This window comes from Bradyrhizobium ivorense (genome assembly GCF_900696085.1).
Classification (GTDB): Bacteria; Pseudomonadota; Alphaproteobacteria; order Rhizobiales; family Xanthobacteraceae; genus Bradyrhizobium; species Bradyrhizobium ivorense.
The window spans coordinates 1,186,658-1,203,134 of record NZ_CAADFC020000004.1 but is presented as its reverse complement, the minus strand read 5'-3'; the positions used below and the strand labels follow the sequence as shown (position 1 = coordinate 1,203,134).

Annotated in this window: 13 protein-coding genes; 10 read left to right on the top strand and 3 right to left on the bottom strand. The window is 63.8% G+C overall.

The annotated features are described in order from the left end of the window. Positions 1 to 68 precede the first annotated feature (68 nt). The 9 genes from hydA to pucL all read left to right on the top strand — a co-directional run bounded on the left by hydA (position 69) and on the right by pucL (position 10,238). Positions 69 to 1,538 carry a dihydropyrimidinase gene (gene hydA, locus CI41S_RS06395; RefSeq protein WP_139858584.1) on the top strand — a complete coding sequence of 490 codons (1,470 nt, stop codon included), beginning with the start codon at positions 69 to 71 and terminating at the stop codon, positions 1,536 to 1,538. A gap of 321 nt (positions 1,539 to 1,859) precedes the next feature. Next, a complete protein-coding gene (locus CI41S_RS06390; RefSeq protein WP_139857877.1) occupies positions 1,860 to 3,464 on the top strand; it encodes an ABC transporter substrate-binding protein in 1,605 nt (534 codons plus the stop codon). Between the two features lie 20 nt (positions 3,465 to 3,484). Further along, complete coding sequence (locus CI41S_RS06385) at positions 3,485 to 4,426, top strand: ABC transporter permease (RefSeq protein ID WP_139857876.1); 942 nt, start codon at positions 3,485 to 3,487, stop codon at positions 4,424 to 4,426. Beyond that, positions 4,423 to 5,346 (top strand): ABC transporter permease, encoded by a 924-nt coding sequence (locus CI41S_RS06380; RefSeq protein WP_139857875.1) that lies wholly within the window; start codon positions 4,423 to 4,425, stop codon positions 5,344 to 5,346. The genes CI41S_RS06385 and CI41S_RS06380 overlap by 4 nt, the downstream gene beginning before the upstream one ends. A 19-nt stretch (positions 5,347 to 5,365) precedes the next feature. Continuing rightward, the gene (locus CI41S_RS06375; RefSeq protein WP_139486816.1) at positions 5,366 to 6,355 is read left to right on the top strand and encodes an ABC transporter ATP-binding protein; all 990 of its coding nucleotides are present in this window, start codon (positions 5,366 to 5,368) and stop codon (positions 6,353 to 6,355) included. Continuing rightward, positions 6,352 to 7,344 (top strand): ABC transporter ATP-binding protein, encoded by a 993-nt coding sequence (locus CI41S_RS06370; RefSeq protein ID WP_139857874.1) that lies wholly within the window; start codon positions 6,352 to 6,354, stop codon positions 7,342 to 7,344. Before CI41S_RS06375 ends, CI41S_RS06370 begins: the two co-directional genes overlap by 4 nt. A gap of 562 nt (positions 7,345 to 7,906) precedes the next feature. Beyond that, positions 7,907 to 8,194 carry a hypothetical protein gene (locus CI41S_RS06365; RefSeq protein ID WP_139857873.1) on the top strand — a complete coding sequence of 96 codons (288 nt, stop codon included), beginning with the start codon at positions 7,907 to 7,909 and terminating at the stop codon, positions 8,192 to 8,194. 96 nt (positions 8,195 to 8,290) lie between these two features. Continuing rightward, positions 8,291 to 9,172 (top strand): 2-oxo-4-hydroxy-4-carboxy-5-ureidoimidazoline decarboxylase, encoded by an 882-nt coding sequence (gene uraD, locus CI41S_RS06360; RefSeq protein ID WP_139857872.1) that lies wholly within the window; start codon positions 8,291 to 8,293, stop codon positions 9,170 to 9,172. Positions 9,173 to 9,395: 223 nt separating this feature from the next. Then, a complete protein-coding gene (pucL, locus tag CI41S_RS06355; protein WP_139857871.1) occupies positions 9,396 to 10,238 on the top strand; it encodes a factor-independent urate hydroxylase in 843 nt (280 codons plus the stop codon). Positions 10,239 to 10,301: 63 nt separating this feature from the next. Here the strand turns inward: pucL and CI41S_RS06350 are convergent, their stop codons facing one another. Further along, positions 10,302 to 13,022 carry a molybdopterin-dependent oxidoreductase gene (locus tag CI41S_RS06350; RefSeq protein WP_139857870.1) on the bottom strand — a complete coding sequence of 907 codons (2,721 nt, stop codon included), beginning with the start codon at positions 13,020 to 13,022 and terminating at the stop codon, positions 10,302 to 10,304. After that, a complete protein-coding gene (locus CI41S_RS06345) occupies positions 13,019 to 13,840 on the bottom strand; it encodes an FAD binding domain-containing protein (protein WP_139857869.1) in 822 nt (273 codons plus the stop codon). Before CI41S_RS06345 ends, CI41S_RS06350 begins: the two co-directional genes overlap by 4 nt. A 130-nt stretch (positions 13,841 to 13,970) precedes the next feature. On the opposite strand from CI41S_RS06345, the gene CI41S_RS06340 reads away from it, so the two are divergent. Further along, a complete protein-coding gene (locus CI41S_RS06340) occupies positions 13,971 to 15,320 on the top strand; it encodes an 8-oxoguanine deaminase (RefSeq protein WP_139858583.1) in 1,350 nt (449 codons plus the stop codon). A 53-nt stretch (positions 15,321 to 15,373) separates the two neighbouring features. Here the strand turns inward: CI41S_RS06340 and CI41S_RS06335 are convergent, their stop codons facing one another. Next, a complete protein-coding gene (locus CI41S_RS06335; protein ID WP_139486680.1) occupies positions 15,374 to 16,453 on the bottom strand; it encodes a BMP family ABC transporter substrate-binding protein in 1,080 nt (359 codons plus the stop codon). Positions 16,454 to 16,477: the final 24 nt, after the last annotated feature.

Below are 16,477 nucleotides of genomic sequence, written 5' to 3'. Positions count from 1 at the left end.
GCGATGCGCGGCCAGCGCGATCTGTGCGTTCTTCCAAGGGCGTAAGAGCCAGGACCCGGGAGTTTGTGATGACTGAATTCACGTATGATCTCGTCATTCGCGGCGGACGCGTCGCGACTGCGAGCGATGTGTTCGAGGCCGATGTCGCGATTTTCGGTGAAACGATTGCTGCGATCGGTCACCGGCTGGCGGGCGGGCGGCGCGAGATCGACGCGCGCGGCAAGCTGGTTCTGCCCGGCGGTGTCGATAGCCACGCCCACATCGAGCAGCTTTCGGCCGCGGGCATCGTCAACGCCGACACGTTCGAGAGCGCGACCGTCTCGGCGGCCTTCGGCGGCACCACCACCGTGATTCCGTTCGCGGCCCAGCACGTTGGCATGAAGCTGCCCCAGGTGCTCGAGGAGTATCACGCGCTCGCCAGAAAGGGCGCCGTCATCGATTATGCCTTTCACATGATCATTGCTGATCCGACCAGGGAGACGCTGGAAACGGATTTGCCTCGTCTGATCAAGCAGGGGCATGGTTCGATCAAGATCTTCATGACCTACGACCGGCTGAAGATCGAGGATGAACCGCTGCTGGATATCCTGCTGGCGGCGCGTGAGGGCGGCGCGATGTTGTGCGCTCATGCCGAGAATCACGGGATTATCTCCTGGATGGTGAAACGGCTGCTCGCGCGCGGCTACACTGATCCGAAATACCACGCCATCAGCCATGCGCGCGTTTCTGAAGCGGAGGCGTTCAATCGCCTGATCGGCATGGCGGCCCTGATCGACCAGCCGATCATGATCTTTCACGTGTCGACGGCGGAAGGCGCCAGGGTGATCCGCGATGCGCGCGGCCGAGGGCTGAAAGTATTCGCGGAAACCTGCCCGCAATATCTCTTTCTTACCGCCGACGATCTCGACAGGCCAGGCGTGGAAGGCGCGAAGTGGATGTGCAGCCCTCCACCGCGTCGCGCGGCTGATCAAGAGGCGTTGTGGCAGGCGCTCGCGCTTGGAGATTTGCAGACGGTTTCGTCCGACCACGCGCCGTATCGGTTCGACGAAACCGGCAAGCTGCGCGCCGGCCCCAATCCCAACTTCAAGCAGATCGCGAACGGCTTGCCGGGACTGGAAGTGCGTTTGCCATTGCTGTTCGACGCGATGGTCTCCCAAGGCCGCCTGGGGCTTGAAAAATTCGTCGAATTGACCGCGACTGCACCGGCCAAGATCTACAATCTGCATCCGCGGAAGGGCTCGATTGCATTCGGGGCCGATGCGGATATCGGGATCTGGGATCCGCAGCTTGAGGTCACGCTGAGCGACGCCATGATGCATGATCTCGCCGGCTACACCCCCTTCGCCGGCCGCAAGCTGCGCGGCTGGCCGGTCACCGTGCTTTCGCGCGGGCGCGTGATCGTGTCCGACGGCAAGCGTTCGGTCGAAGCGGGCTCCGGCCGTTTCCTTGCGCGTAGCGGCGGCGATGCAGCGAAGCCAACCGGACGGCTGGTGCCGGACATGGATCCGGAGCTGAATTTCGGTGCAAGGCTTCTGTAAAGGCTTCTGTAAGCCACTTGCGGCGACGTGTCCGGGGTGAGCGTCAGCCTGTCCGGACAACGTCATGATCGACAACACGACGATATCGAGGTTGTCGGTAAACACCTGATCGGAGATCGCAAATCCGCGTGATCGCATTGAAAATGCGCCCGCCCGAAAGTTGCCGCTGTGCCGGCGCCGCCGGACCATGCTGGCATACCATTTGCACGCAAATTGATCAGCATCACCGGTTCGACCTCCGGGATCACCTCACCTTGTGCCAAATCTCCGCCGATGAAACCGGCGGAGTGGCCACGACAACCCGATGTTTGGGAGAGTTTCATGGATCGCAGGACTCTGTTGAAAGGATTGGCCGGGGCAGGCGGCCTCGCGGCGACAGGCGGCCTTTCGATGCCGGCCCTTTCCCAAGGCGCAGCGGCGCGCACCCTGCGCTTCGTGCCGCAGGCCAATCTCGCGAATTTCGATCCGATCTGGGGGACCCAGTATGTGGTGCGCAACGCCGCCGCGCTGGTGTGGGACACCCTCTATGGCGTCGACGCGACGTTGCAGCCGCAGCGTCAGATGGTCGAGTCCGAGGAAGTCACCGATGATGGCTTGACCTGGACCTTTCGTCTGCGGTCGGGGCTCAAGTTCCACGACGGCGAGCCTGTGCGCAGCAAGGACGTGATCGCAAGCCTCACGCGGTGGTCGGCCCGCGATCCGATGGGACTGATGATCAAGGCGCTTCAGCAGGAGTTGACTGCCGTCGACGACAAGACTTTCAAATTGGTGCTGAAGCAGCCCTATCCGAAGCTGCTCTACGCGCTGGGCAAGAACAATACGCCGATTGCCTTCATCATGCCTGAGCGCATTGCGCAAACCGATCCGTTCAAGCAGATCACCGACTATGTCGGTTCGGGGCCGATGAAGTTCGCGAAGGCCGAGTGGGTCCCCGGCGCCAAGGCGGTGTTCGAGAAATTCACCGACTATGTGCCGCGGCAGGAGAAATCGTCCTGGCTCGCCGGCGGCAAGCAGATTCTGATCGACCGCCTGGAATGGGTGGTGATCCCGGATCCCGCCACGGCAGCAGCCGCATTGCAGAACGGCGAGGTCGATTGGTGGGAAAGCCCGATCACCGATCTCGTGCCGGTGCTCAAGAGCAACCGCAACATCAACGTCGACATCGCTGATCCGCTCGGCAACGTCGGTTCTTTCAGGATGAACCACCTTTACCCGCCGTTCAACGACGTCAGGGCGCGGCGTGCGGTACTGATGGCGATGAGCCAGGAAGACTACATGCGGGCGCTGGTTGGAGATGACACCTCGCTCTGGAAGCCGCTGCCCGGCTTCTTCACGCCGGGCACGCCGCTTTATTCGGAGGCGGGCGGTGAGATCCTCAAAGGCAAGCGCGATTTCGACGCGGCCAAGAAGCTGCTGGCGGAGAGCGGCTATTCGGGCCAGCCGGTCACCTGCCTCGTGGCACAGGACCAACCGATCACCAAGGCGCAGGGCGACGTCACCGCGGATTTGCTGAAGAAGCTCGGCATGAATGTCGATTTCGTCGCGACCGACTGGGGCACGGTCGGATCGCGCCGAGCCCAGAAGACGCCTCCGGGGCAGGGTGGCTGGCAGATGTTCCACACCTGGCACGCCGGTGCCGACTGCATCAATCCCGCGCCCTACAACGCCATTCGCGCCAATGGCGACAAGGCGTGGTTCGGCTGGCCTTCGAGCGATGCCGTGGAGAAGGATGTCGTGGCGTGGTTCGAGGCCAAGAATCTCGATGAAGAGAAGGCGGCGATCAATCACCTCAACAAGGCGGCACTCGAGGACGTGGTCTATGCGCCGACTGGCTTCTTCCTGGGTTACACGGCATGGCGCAAGACCATCTCCGGCATCGCGAAGGGGCCGCTGCCGTTCTTCTGGGGCGTGTCGAAGACCGCATGACGACGGCACGGTGAACCGACATGGTCTCGTATATCCTGCGGCGCATTGTCGCGACGTTGCCGGTGATGGCAATCGTCGCGCTGTTCGTCTTCAGTCTGCTCTACATTGCGCCGGGCGATCCGGCAGTCGTGATCGCCGGCGATCAGGCCAGCCCCGCCGACGTTGAACGGATACGCCAGACCCTCGGCCTCGACCGGCCGTTTCTGGTGCAGTTCGGGTCATGGCTCTGGCACATCCTGCACGGCGATCTCGGCACCTCGATCTTCACCAGCCTGCCGGTCTCGACGCTGATCGCGCAGCGTATCGAGCCGACACTCTCTCTGATGGCGATTGCCCTCTCCCTGACAGTTCTGATCGCCGTGCCACTCGGCGTCGTGGCGGCGTGGAAGGCGGGAAGCTGGATCGACCGCAGCATCATGGCATTCGCCGTGTTCGCCTTTTCGCTTCCTGTTTTCGTGATCGGATACGTCCTGGCTTACGTGTTCGCGCTCAAGCTCGAATGGCTCCCGGTGCAGGGCTATACGCCGATCGCCGAAGGCGTCTGGCCGTGGCTGCAGAACCTGATCCTGCCGGCGGTTGCGCTCGGCGACGTCTACATCGCGCTGATCGCACGCATCACGCGCGCTTCCATGCTCGAAGTGTTGCAGCAGGATTATATCCGCACGGCTCGCGCCAAGGGCCTTGGGATGCGCGACATCCTGTTCGTTCATGCACTGAAGAACGCCGCGGTTCCGATCGTGACGGTGATTGGTATTGGGATCGCCCTGCTGATCGGCGGCGCCGTGGTGACCGAAAGCGTGTTCGCGATCCCGGGCCTTGGCCGACTGACGATCGACGCGATCCTGCGCCGCGACTACCCGGTCATCCAGGGCATCGTGTTGGTGTTCAGCTTCCTCTATGTGCTGATCAACCTAATGGTCGACGTCATCTACACCCTGGTCGACCCGAGGATCCGCTATTGACCGTATCCACCACCCGCACTGTAACCCTGCCTCCGGGCCTCGTCATCGCACCGCAACTGCCTGACCTGCTGCGGCCGGTGAAAATCCGGCGCGGCGTGCTCGGCTTCCTTCGCGGTCATCCGACGGTTGCGATCGGCAGCGCATTGCTGCTCTGCCTGGTCCTGGTTGCGATCTTCGCGCCTTATCTCGGGACCGTCGACCCGACCGCGCTCGCACCCGCCAAGCGTACACGCGCGCCATCGGCCGACTTCTGGTTCGGCACCGATATGCTGGGCCGCGATATCTATTCACGCGTGCTCTACGGGACGCGGGTCTCGCTCACCGTCGGACTTTCGGTGGCGGTGCTGGCCTCGCTTGCCGGTCTTGCGGTCGGCCTCGTCTCGGGCTTCGTGCGTTGGGCAGATGGGATCTTGATGCGGTTCATCGACGGGTTGATGTCGATACCGCCGATCCTGCTCGCGGTTGCGTTGATGGCGTTGACACGTGGCAGCGTCGGCAACGTCATCCTGGCGATCACGGTCGCCGAGATCCCGCGCGTGACGCGGCTCGTGCGCGGCGTCGTGCTGTCGTTGCGCGAGCAGCCTTACGTGGACGCTGCCACGGCCTCCGGCACGCGAACGCCGATGATCATCATGCGTCACATCCTGCCCAACACGCTGGCGCCGATGTTGGTCCAGGCCACCTATATCTGCGCCAGCGCCATGATCGTGGAGTCGATCCTCTCCTTCATCGGCGCAGGTACGCCGCCGACCATTCCGTCCTGGGGCAATATCATGGCCGAGGGCAGGGCGCTGTGGCAGGTCAAGCCTTTCATCGTGTTCTTTCCTGCCGCGTTCCTGTCCGTCACCGTGCTCGCCGTCAACCTGCTCGGCGACGGCCTGCGTGACGCGCTCGATCCGCGCATGGCGAAAAGCCTGTAGGAAGTCGAGGTTTGATCCGATGGCATTGCTCGAAGTCGAGAATCTGCAGACCCATTTCCGGACGCCCGACGGGATCAACCGGGCGGTCGACGGTGTGTCCTTCCAGGTCGACGAAGGCGAGACACTGGCGATCGTCGGCGAATCCGGCTGCGGCAAGTCGGTCACCTCGATGTCGCTGATGCGGCTGATCCCCGAGCCGCCGGGCAGGATCGCGGGCGCGGTCCGTTTCCAGGGCAGGGACTTGCTGCAACTCTCCGAACGCGAGATGCGCGCCGTCCGCGGCAACGACGTCTCGATGATCTTCCAGGAACCGATGTCGAGCCTCAATCCGGTGCTGACCGTCGGTCGCCAGATCGGCGAGACATTGCGGATGCATCAGGGCCTGGACAAGCAGGCTGCAGAGCTGCGCGCCGTCGAGATGTTGAATCTGGTCGGCATCCCGGAGCCGGCGCGGCGTGTGCGCGAATATCCGCATCAACTGTCCGGGGGCATGCGCCAGCGCGTGATGATCGCGATGGCACTGGCCTGTAATCCAAAGCTCCTGATCGCCGATGAGCCGACCACAGCGCTGGACGTCACGATCCAGGCGCAGATCCTGCAGTTGATGCTGGACCTCAAGCGCCGGGTCGGGGCGGCGATCGTCCTGATCACTCATGATCTCGGCGTGGTTGCCGAGATCGCCGAACGCGTCATGGTGATGTATGCCGGCCGCAAGGTCGAGGAAGCGCCGGTGGCCAGGCTGTTCCGCTCCCCCCGCCATCCGTATACGCAGGGCCTGCTCGGCGCGGTACCCAAGCTCGGCTCTTCCCTGACCGGCGCGGCGCGACGGCTCACCGAGATTCCCGGGCAAGTCCCCAGCCTCAAGAAGGCCATCGAGGGCTGCGCCTTTGCCGGGCGGTGTGCACTCGCGACCGATCTTTGCCGGCAGGTCGCGCCGGGTCTCGAAGTAAAAGGCCCCGGCCATATCGCCGCGTGCCATTACGCTGCCAAGGAAGCTGCTGCGGCATGAGCGCCCCGCTGCTCCAGGTCAACGACCTCAAGAAGCACTTCCCGGTTCGTAGCGGCCTGTTCGGCCGCAGGTCCGGCTCGGTCTATGCCGTCGATGGCGTGTCCTTCGAGGTCGACCGTGGCGAGACCCTGTCGCTCGTCGGCGAATCCGGCTGCGGAAAATCGACGGTCGGCCGCGCGATCCTGCGACTGTTCGACATCACCTCGGGCCAGGTGGTGCTCGATGGCCAGCGCATCGACGATCTTTCACCCGGCGGGCTGCGCGCCATGCGCCGCCGTGTTCAGGTGGTGTTCCAGGATCCGTTCTCCAGCCTCAATCCGCGGATGCGCGTGCGCGATATCCTGGCCGAGCCGATCCGCAATTTCAGTCTCGCCAAGTCTTCCGCCGACCTCGAGATGCGCGTTGCGGCGCTGATGGACACCGTGCGCCTGCCGCGCGACGCGCTGAACCGGCGGCCCCACGAATTCTCGGGCGGTCAGCGCCAGCGTATCGGGATCGCCCGCGCGCTTGCGGCGGAGCCCGACCTGATCGTCTGCGACGAGGCGGTGTCGGCGCTCGACGTCTCCGTCAAGGCCCAGATCGTCAATCTGCTGCAGGACCTGCAACAGCAATTCGGTCTCGCGCTGCTCTTCATCAGCCACGATCTGGCGATCGTCGAGCACATGACGCACCGTGTCGCTGTGATGTATCTCGGCAGGATCGTCGAGATGGCGCCAAGGCAGAAGATCTTTACCGCACCGGGGCATCCCTACACCAAGGCCTTGCTCTCGGCGGTGCCGGAGCCTGGCGCCGCGCGAAACCCGATCATCCTGAAGGGCGACGTGCCGAGTCCGATCAATCCGCCGAAGGGTTGTCGCTTCAACACCAGGTGCCCGTTCGTCTTCGACCGCTGCAAGGCAGAGGAGCCGCAGCTTCGGTCGGCCGGAGACGGTCAGTGGGTGGCATGCCATCTCGAAGCGCTTCCGGAGGCGCCAGGCTCCGCCGGATGAACGATGTGGGCGCCGCGATGCAACGGTCGGCCTGGCGGACAATGCATGCGCATGCCACTATCAGCGAGCATCGGAGGAGATGTTTGGCGCCTCCCCGATTCAACCCCGCGAGGCCCCAGGGCGAACGAAGCCCGGTATTGGTCTAATGTCCGGCCGGCGCCGAATACCCGCCGGTGTAGTAGGACGGAGCGGGACTGATCACCCTGGAGGGCTGCCATGCTGCATAGGCGTCGGTGGGGCGTGCCTGCGATTGATGTGTCGGTGCAGCCTGGGGCTTGCGGTGACGCTCTGCGGCCGTAGCGCTCTGCACGGTCAGTGCAAGCAATAGACCTGTCGCGACAGCGTAAACGTTCTTGCTCATTGGGCATCTCCCTCGCGCTTTCTAGCCGGCGTTATCGCCGGCTCGTTCCTCAGCAAATAGTGCTTGCAAGGGCGTTCCTTAGGGTGGCTACAATCACGAAGCAGTGCGCAAAATAATTGGGCGCGACTAAATTTTTGGCAGGGTTTATCGTCTGCCGGCACCAGTCAGTACCGGCTTGGACGCACCATCTGAAGGTACCCGATGAGAACGAAAATCCTTCTGGTCATGCTGCTGGCCGTTTCGCCGGCATCGGCAGAGACGCGGCCGACGCCCAAGGCCCTTCCAAGAGCCGCGGCCGGGCCGGCCGACGTTTGTGCTCCGATCGGCAAGACCGCAAAAGGCGAACTGGTCTACTCGATGAAATGCGAGGACGTGCCGCAGCCACCACCGGCCGCCGCGCCGGCGGCCGAGGCCAAGCCAGCCGCGCCGCCGCCCGAGCCGGAAACGCAGCGGACCGGATTGTTCGGCTGGTCCTACGACCGGCGGTAGCAGGGGGCACGCTACAGCGGTGCGCATTACCCCGGACGACGATCCGGCGCATTCCAGGTCGAAGTGTCATCCATCGAATGGACAATCGGACGGCCCATGACGACATTGCCTGATCTCAACAACGCCAGCCGAGATGATTTTGTCGCGGCTCTCGCCAATGTCTTCGAACACTCGCCCTGGGTTGCCGAGCAAGTTTCGATGCAGCGGCCGTATGCCGGCATCACGCAATTGTTCATGGCGATGAAGGCCGCCGTCGAGCGGGCGCCGGCAGAACTGCGGCTGGCATTGATCAAGGCGCATCCCGATCTTGCCGACAAGACGCAGCGTGCGGCGGGCCTCACCAGCGAGTCCAATGCCGAGCAAAACAGCGTGGGGCTCGATCGGCTGTCCGATGCGGAGTACGACGCGTTTCAACGCGTCAATAGCGCCTATCGCGCCAAGTTCGGCTTCCCCTACATTGTCTGCGTGCGCCGCCACACCAAGGATTCCATTCTGCGTGACTTCGCGCGCCGATTGCCGAACGACGCCGCTGCCGAGATGAAGAACTCCGTGGAGGAGATCTGCCGCATCGCAGCGCTAAGGCTCGACCAGACCGTGACGGCCGACGACAGGCTTGCCGTGCATGGGCGTCTTTCAACCCATGTGCTGGATACTCACAGCGGCAAGCCCGCGGCAGGGATTACGGTTGAACTGATCGAACTTGCAGAACTGGGCGCGAGCCGTACGGTGACGCGGACCTCGACGAACGCCGACGGACGCACCGATCGCCCCTTGATCGGTGGACGTCCCGTTCCCGCGGGACAATACGAGCTGCTGTTCGAGGTCGGCGACTACTTCGCCAAGCGTGGCGTGCCCTTGTCCAGTCCGCCGTTCCTGGACAAGATACCGTTGCGCTTCTCGGTCAGCGAACCCGAAGGCCATTTGCATGTCCCGCTGCTCGTGACGCCATGGAGTTACGCGACCTATCGCGGAAGCTAGCTACGGAATCGCAGGCGGCAGATGACTGCTGAAAGGCGCGGCAGGGATGGTGAAGATCCCGGCAGGGCGGCCATGCCGTGGGGCCACGATCCAGTGATCGAGCCTGGTCTATCCATGGCGCGGTGGGTGGCGCGAGCTTGCCGATGGCACAAACGTTGCTCAATATCGGCCACGACGGGCGGCGGGCGATGCCGGCCGCGGGGCCATAGATGGAGGCTTTGACGTGCCGCTGATCAAGAACCGATATGGAAAGGGCCGCGTTCGCGTGATGCGGATTCATCGCGACGGGGAGCGGCAGGAGGTCAGTCAGCTCAACATCAAGGCGATGGTCGAAGGCGACTTCGCCCGGACCTATACCGATGCCGACAACAGCATGACGGTGTCGACCGATACCATCAAGAACATCGTCAATGTCGTCGCGCGTGAAAACACCGGGCTTTGTGCCGAGGAGTTCTGCCAGGTGCTGGCGAGGAAATATCTCGACACCTATCCGCAGATTTCATCCGTCGCTCTCACCTCGCACGAGACCAGATGGACCCGCCTGAGTTTCGACGGCAAGCCACATCCGCACAGCTTTGTGCTCGACGGCAACGGCCGTCCGACGGTCGAGGTTGCGATGGCGCGGGGCGAAGCGCCGACGCTGGCGTCAGGCGTCGACGGGTTCGCATTCATGAAATCGACCCAGTCGGGCTGGGAAAGCTATGTCAAGGATCGCTACACCACGATCCCGGAGACCGCGGATCGCATCTGCGCGACCAGCATGGTGGCGTCGTGGGCGTGGTCCGCAAAGCCGGCGAGCTATCCGGCGGCGAATGCAAGGATCCTCGATTCCTTGCTGAAGGTCTTTTCGACCACCTACAGCAAGAGCGTGCAGGACAGTCTCTACCGCATGGGCGAGGCAGCGCTTGCCGCGGTCTCCGAGATATCGGAGATCAGCATGGCCTGCCCCAACATGCACTTCATCCCGATCAATCTTGCGGCCTTTGGACTGGACAACAACAACGACGTGTTCCTGCCGACCGACGAGCCCCATGGGCAGATCGAGTGTACGGTGGGACGCGGCTAGCCCGATTGCGCTCCCGCCGGTGCAGGATCGATCCATTCTATCGCCGCCCGGCGGCGTCAGACGCTAGCCAAATTTGTTCAGCAGCGCCGGAAACAGCCGGTCGGGCTTGAAGGGAACGTCGGTGAAGCGAATGCCCGTCGCGTTGGCGATGGCGTTGCCGAGCGCGGCAGCGACGGGGTTGTAGGGGCTCTCGCTCATCGATTTCGCCCCCATCGGGCCGACACTGTCTGATGTGTCGGCAAAATAGACCTCGGTGCGCGGAACGTCGGCGAAAGAAGGTACGTGATAGTCCCGGAATTTTGGATTGATCACGCGGCCGTCGTCGCCGATCACCAGTTCTTCGTAGAGCGCCGCACCGAGCGATTGTGCGACGCCGCCCTCGACCTGACCGCGGCACTGCATCGGGTTGGCGACACGGCCGGCGTCCGCGGCCTGCACGCTCTTCAGGATCTTCAGCGCGCCGGTGCCCTTGTTCACGGCAACGCGAAACCCCTGCACGTTGAAGGCAACCGAACGCGGCGTTCCGCTCGACGTACCGCTTGCCTGCAGGGGGTGACCACCGGCACGCGCCGCTCGCGCAAGCTCGGAGTAGGGCAGTCGGTGCCGGCCGCAAACCGCATGATCGGCCTCCAGCAGGCAGATGCTCGGGTCATTTCCAGTCATCTGGCAGGCCAAAGCCTTCAGATTGCGCGCCAGGTTTTCGGCAGCCGCTTGCGTTGCACTACCGGCGACGAAAATCCCGGCACTTCCATAGGCGCCGGTGTCGTGGCCGCCATGCGCGGTGTCGGACTGTCGCAGGAGGATGCGGTCGACCGACGTTGCCAACGCGGTCGCTGCGATCTGACGATGGACCGTGCTCGTACCGTTGCCGAATTCGGCGGTGCCGACGGTCAGCTCGAAGCGTCCGTCGTCGCATAGCCTGATTGCGCAGTCCGCGATGTGGCCGGCCGGTGGCACGGTGTCGATCATGGTCAGGGCGATGCCATCACCGATCAGCCAGTCGGCGGAGAGCTGTGGTCGGGGGGCATCCTCCGTCATCGCGCGCTCGACCAGATCAAGACATTGGTCGAGGCCGTAGGAGCCGTACTCCACGTCGTGATATTCGGAGCCGGGCGGCGAGAGCATGGGATCGCCCGGCCTGACCACATTGCGACGGCGCATATCGAACGGCGAGATGCCGAGTTGCTTGGCCAACTCGTCGATCGCGGCCTCGACGGCGATCAGCGTCTGGGGCAGGCCATAGCCGCGGAAGGCGCCTGCCGGCAGCGTGTTGGTATAGCAGGCGACGGCGTCGACCTTCTTGTTGGGGCAATTGTAGACGCTGATGCATTCGCTGACCGCATGGAATAGCACCGGCCCCGCATGATTGCCGTAGGCGCCGGTGTCTGAGAGCACGCCGAGTTGCAGCGCGGTCAACCGGCCGTCCTTGTCTGCCCCGGCCTTTACGGTGATGCGCATCGGGTGCCGTGTCGAGGTCGCGATGAATTGCTCCTCGCGTGTGAGCTCGAGCTTGACCGGCCGGCCGGTGCGAAGCGCGGCGAGCGCGAGCACGTCCTCGACAAGCATCTCCTGCTTGCCGCCGAAGCCGCCGCCGACACGCTCGCAGAACACCCGGACCTTGTCGGGCGGCAGCTGGAAAATGCCCGCCAGCGCCCGGCGGGTGAGGAACGGGACCTGCGTGCTGGAGCGGACGTTGAGCACGCCCGAGGCATCAAGCCATGCCAGCCCGCCATGGGTCTCCAGCGCCGCATGCTGGACGCGCTGGGTGGTGAAGGTGCCTTCATAGGTGACGGCCGCCTCTGCGAGTCCGCGCGCGACATTGCCAAATTCACCATGTGTTTCGGCGACGATGTTGCGCGCGGCATTGGCGACGCGGTGCGTGGTCGTCTTGTCGGGATGAATCGGCGGGGCGCCGTCGGCGATCGCCGCGATTGGATCGAACACCGCGGGAAGGATCTCGTAGTCGACCCTGAGGCGGCGGCATGCGTCCTCTGCGGCAGGTTCGCTGTCCGCAACCACCGCAGCGACTTTCTGACCGACGAAGCGAACGATCGTGTCGAACACCCTGGTGTCATCGGGATCCATCCAGTCGCGCTCATGGCGGGCCGTCGAGAACAGGCAGTCGGGCGCATCCTCATGCGTCAGCACCGCGTGGACGCCTGCGACCTTCAATGCATCCGTCTTGTCGATCGCAACGATTCGTGCGTGAGCGTGGGGTGAACGCAGGAGCTTGATGTGCAGCAGGCCGTCGATCGCCGTATCGAAGGTGTAGGGCGCGGCACCGCGTACGATGAGCGGGCCCGCGGGGGCGGGAAGGCTGCGGCCAAAAGCCGGGCCGGCCACAGCATCCTCGATGTTGGTCTTGCCGTCGAGCGCGTCCTGGATCGAACGATAGCCGGTGCAGCGGCAGATATTGCCCTTTAGCGCAGCGTCCAGATCCTGTCGCTGCGCCTGATTCAGTGAGGCGCAGGTGAGGATCATGCCGGCCGTGCAGAAGCCGCACTGAAATCCTTGCGCATCGAGGAACGCGCGCTGCAGCGGATGCGTGCCGCCGATACCGCCCAAGCCCTCGATTGTGGTCACCGCATGGCCATCGGCGCGGAAGGCCGGGATCAGGCAGCTATGGACCGGCTCGCCGTCGAGCAGCACCGTGCAGGCGCCGCAATCGCCGGCGTCGCAACCCTTCTTGACGCCGAGATGACCGAGCTCGCGCAGGAACGTGCGCAGGCATTGTCCGGGACGCGGTAGAGTCGAGAACGTGTTGCCGTTGATCTCGAACGTCATGGGCGCGCCTGCAATTCGTCGCGGATCTCCTCGGCAAGCCGCAGCGTCATGTGCTTGCGCCACAGCGGTCTGCCGTGGACGTCGGTGTGGTAGAGGTCGTCCGCAATGTTCCGCAGGATCGTGTTACGCAGTTCGTCGGCACGAGGAATGGCTGGAAACGACAATTGCACAGGGCGGACCGTCGAGGCGGTGACGGTCAGTGTGAAGATGCCGTTATTGTCGAGGCTGCCGATCAGCAGTGCGGCTGAGCGGCCGACGGGCGTCAGCGAAATCTGGCGGAACGCCGAACGCCGCCTCAGGGCGGCGATCGGGATATCGATTTGCCGCAGCAGGTCACCGTGGGCCAGCACGTTTGCATGATCACCGGCCACGAAGTCCACGACCGGGATGGTCCGCTCGCCGCCGCCAGCCATCCAGATCGTGCACACGCCATCGAGTGCCGAGGTCAATGAAATCATCGGTCCCGCCGGAAGCGACATGCAGATGTTGCCGCCGACGGTCGCGGTCTTCCAGATCTTGAACGAAGCCAGAAAAGCACGACAGCACTGGCTGATCAGCGGCGCGGCCATCCAGTCCGGCGGGCAGGCGAGGGCATCGAGCTGCGCGACCGTACAGGTCGCCGCGATGCTCAGATGCGCGTCACCGATCGTGAGTGCCGGCCAATTCAGGTCGGCGAGATCGATCAGCCGGGTGAGATGCACCTGGGGCTCCGAGAACAGCCAGGTGCCGCCCGCGAGCCATGCATCGCCTGCCGTCCAAACGGGCAGTTGCGCCCGCGAGAGCGGATGGACGACCTCGGTGACGGTGTTCAAGTCCATGGATACGCCAACGCTTTCAACGAGATGCATCATTGACTATGAAGGCTTGCAAGAGCAACGCCAAGTCTCGCGGGACGTGGGATGTTCCTTGCAGGCGGGATGGGCGGTCGCCGGCCCGGGAGACGAAATGATGGATCAAATGCAGGCAATCTGGATCAAGGATCCACTGTCGATTCTGGCCGAGGGAGCCGAACGCGGCGTTGTGGTCCATGGCGGCAAGGTCGTCGAGTGCGTGGGGGCCGGGCATCAGCCGTCGACGGCAAATGTTGCGGTCTACGACGCGAGCGCCCATGTCGTGCTGCCCGGGCTGATCAATACCCACCATCACCTCTATCAGACGCTGACGCGGGCGCTGCCCGCCGCGATGGATCGCGAGCTGTTTCCCTGGCTGCAGGCGCTGTATCCGGTGTGGGCGCGACTGACTCCGCAATCGCTCGAGCTCGGCGTCAGCGTCGCGATGTCCGAGTTGCTGCTGTCTGGTTGTACTACGACCACCGATCACCACTACGTCTTTCCGGCGGGCCTCGAAGAGGCGATCGACATCGAGGTCGAGGTAGCAAAGCGACTGGGTATCCGTGTGCTGCTCACACGCGGCTCTATGAACCTCTCGCAGCGTGACGGCGGGCTGCCGCCGGATAGCGTGGTGCAGGACGAGGATGCGATCCTTGCCGACAGCGCGCGGCTGGTGTCGAAACATCATCAGCGTGGTGAGGACGCGATGGTGCAGATCGCGCTGGCGCCATGTTCGCCGTTCTCGGTGACAACGTCGCTGATGCGCTCGACCGCCGATCTCGCCCGCAAGCTCGACGTCCGGCTGCACACGCATCTTGCCGAGACTGAAGACGAGAACAGGTTCTGCCAGCAGATGTATGGCTGCCGCCCGCTCGATTACCTCGAGCAATGCGGCTGGTTGAATGCCCGGACCTGGCTCGCCCACGGCATCTTCTTCGAGGCGGCGGAGATGAAACGGCTGGCCGCGGCCGGAACGACGGTCAGCCATTGTGCCTGCAGCAACCAGATCCTGGCCTCGGGTTGTTGTCCGGTCTGCGAGATGGAGGAGGCCGGCGTCGCGATCGGGCTCGGCGTCGACGGTTCGGCGTCGAACGACGGGTCCAACCTGATGCAGGAAGTCCGTGCCGCGTTCCTGCTGCAGCGCGCCCGCTATGGCGTGACGAAGGTCAGCCACAGGGATGCGCTGCGATGGGCAACCAAGGGCTCGGCCGCCTGTGTCGGTCGCCCCGAACTCGGCGAGATCGCGATCGGCAAGGCTGCCGACCTCGCGCTGTTCAAGCTTGATGAGTTGCGGTTTTCCGGTTCCGGCGACCCGCTCGCCGCGCTGGTGCTCTGCGGCGCGCACCGGGCCGATCGTGTGATGGTCGGCGGCAGATGGGCCGTGATCGACGGCGCCATTCCCGGGCTCGATGTCGCTGACCTGATCCGCCGCCACAGCGCGGCCGCCGCTGCGATGCGCGCGGGATAGAGCACGAGGCGGGAGGCTCGGGCGGAATTGCCCGAGCCGAAGCCTTCTCAGACCTACTTCCCGGGAATCTTGTCGTCGATCCCCTTGATGTAGAAGTTCATGCCGAGGATCTGGGTATCCTCGAGATGATCGCCGCCCTTGCATTCGACGTCCTTGCCGTCCTGCGCGACGACGGGACATTTGAATGGATGCAGCTTGCCGGCCGTGATGGCGGCCTGGGTGTCCTCCGCCATCTTCTTCACGTCGTCAGGCATGTTGGTGTAGGGAGCCATCTCGAACATCTTGCTTTCGAGGCCGCCCCAAGTGTCTTCCGACTTCCAGGTGCCGGCGAGCTCGGCCTTGACGCGCTCGATGTAGTAGGGCGCCCAGGTGTCGAGGATCGAGGTGAGCTGCGCCTTGGGACCAAACTTGATCATTTCGGAGTCCTGGCCGAACGCGAGCTTGCCGCGTTCGCCCGACACCTGCATTGCGGCCGGGCTGTCGGTGTGCTGCATGATGATATCGGCGCCCTGGTCGAGCAGCGCCTTGGCCGCATCGGCTTCCTTGCCGGGATCGAACCAGGAGTTCACCCAGATGATCTTGACCTTGATGTTCGGATTGATGGTCTGGGCGCCCAGCATCGTCGCGTTGATGCCCGACACGACCTCCGGAATTGGGAAGGAGCCGATGTAGCCGAGCACGCCGGCCTTCGACATCTTGGCCGCGATCTGACCCTGGATGTAGCGGCCCTGGTACCAGCGCGCCGAATAGGTCGACATGTTCTTGTCACGCTTGTATCCCGAACAATGCTCGAAATGCACATTGGGATATTTTTTCGCGACCTTCAGCGTCGGATCCATGTAGCCGAACGAGGTGGTGAAGATCAGCTTGTTACCGGCGCGCACGAGTTGCTCGATCGCGCGTTCGGCGTCCGGTCCTTCCGGCACGTTCTCGAGGAACGTCGTTTCGATCTTGTCGCCAAGTTCCTTCACCAGGGCTTGCCGAGCCTGTTCGTGCTGATAGGTCCAGCCGAGGTCGCCGACCGGTCCGAGATAGATAAAGCCGACCTTCAATTTGTCGGCGGCCCAGGCGCCGCTATTGATGCATCCGGCCAGGAGAACCGCTGCGGCCGCTGCAAATAACGTTCTCTTCATCTCAATCTCCAAACGGGGAAACCA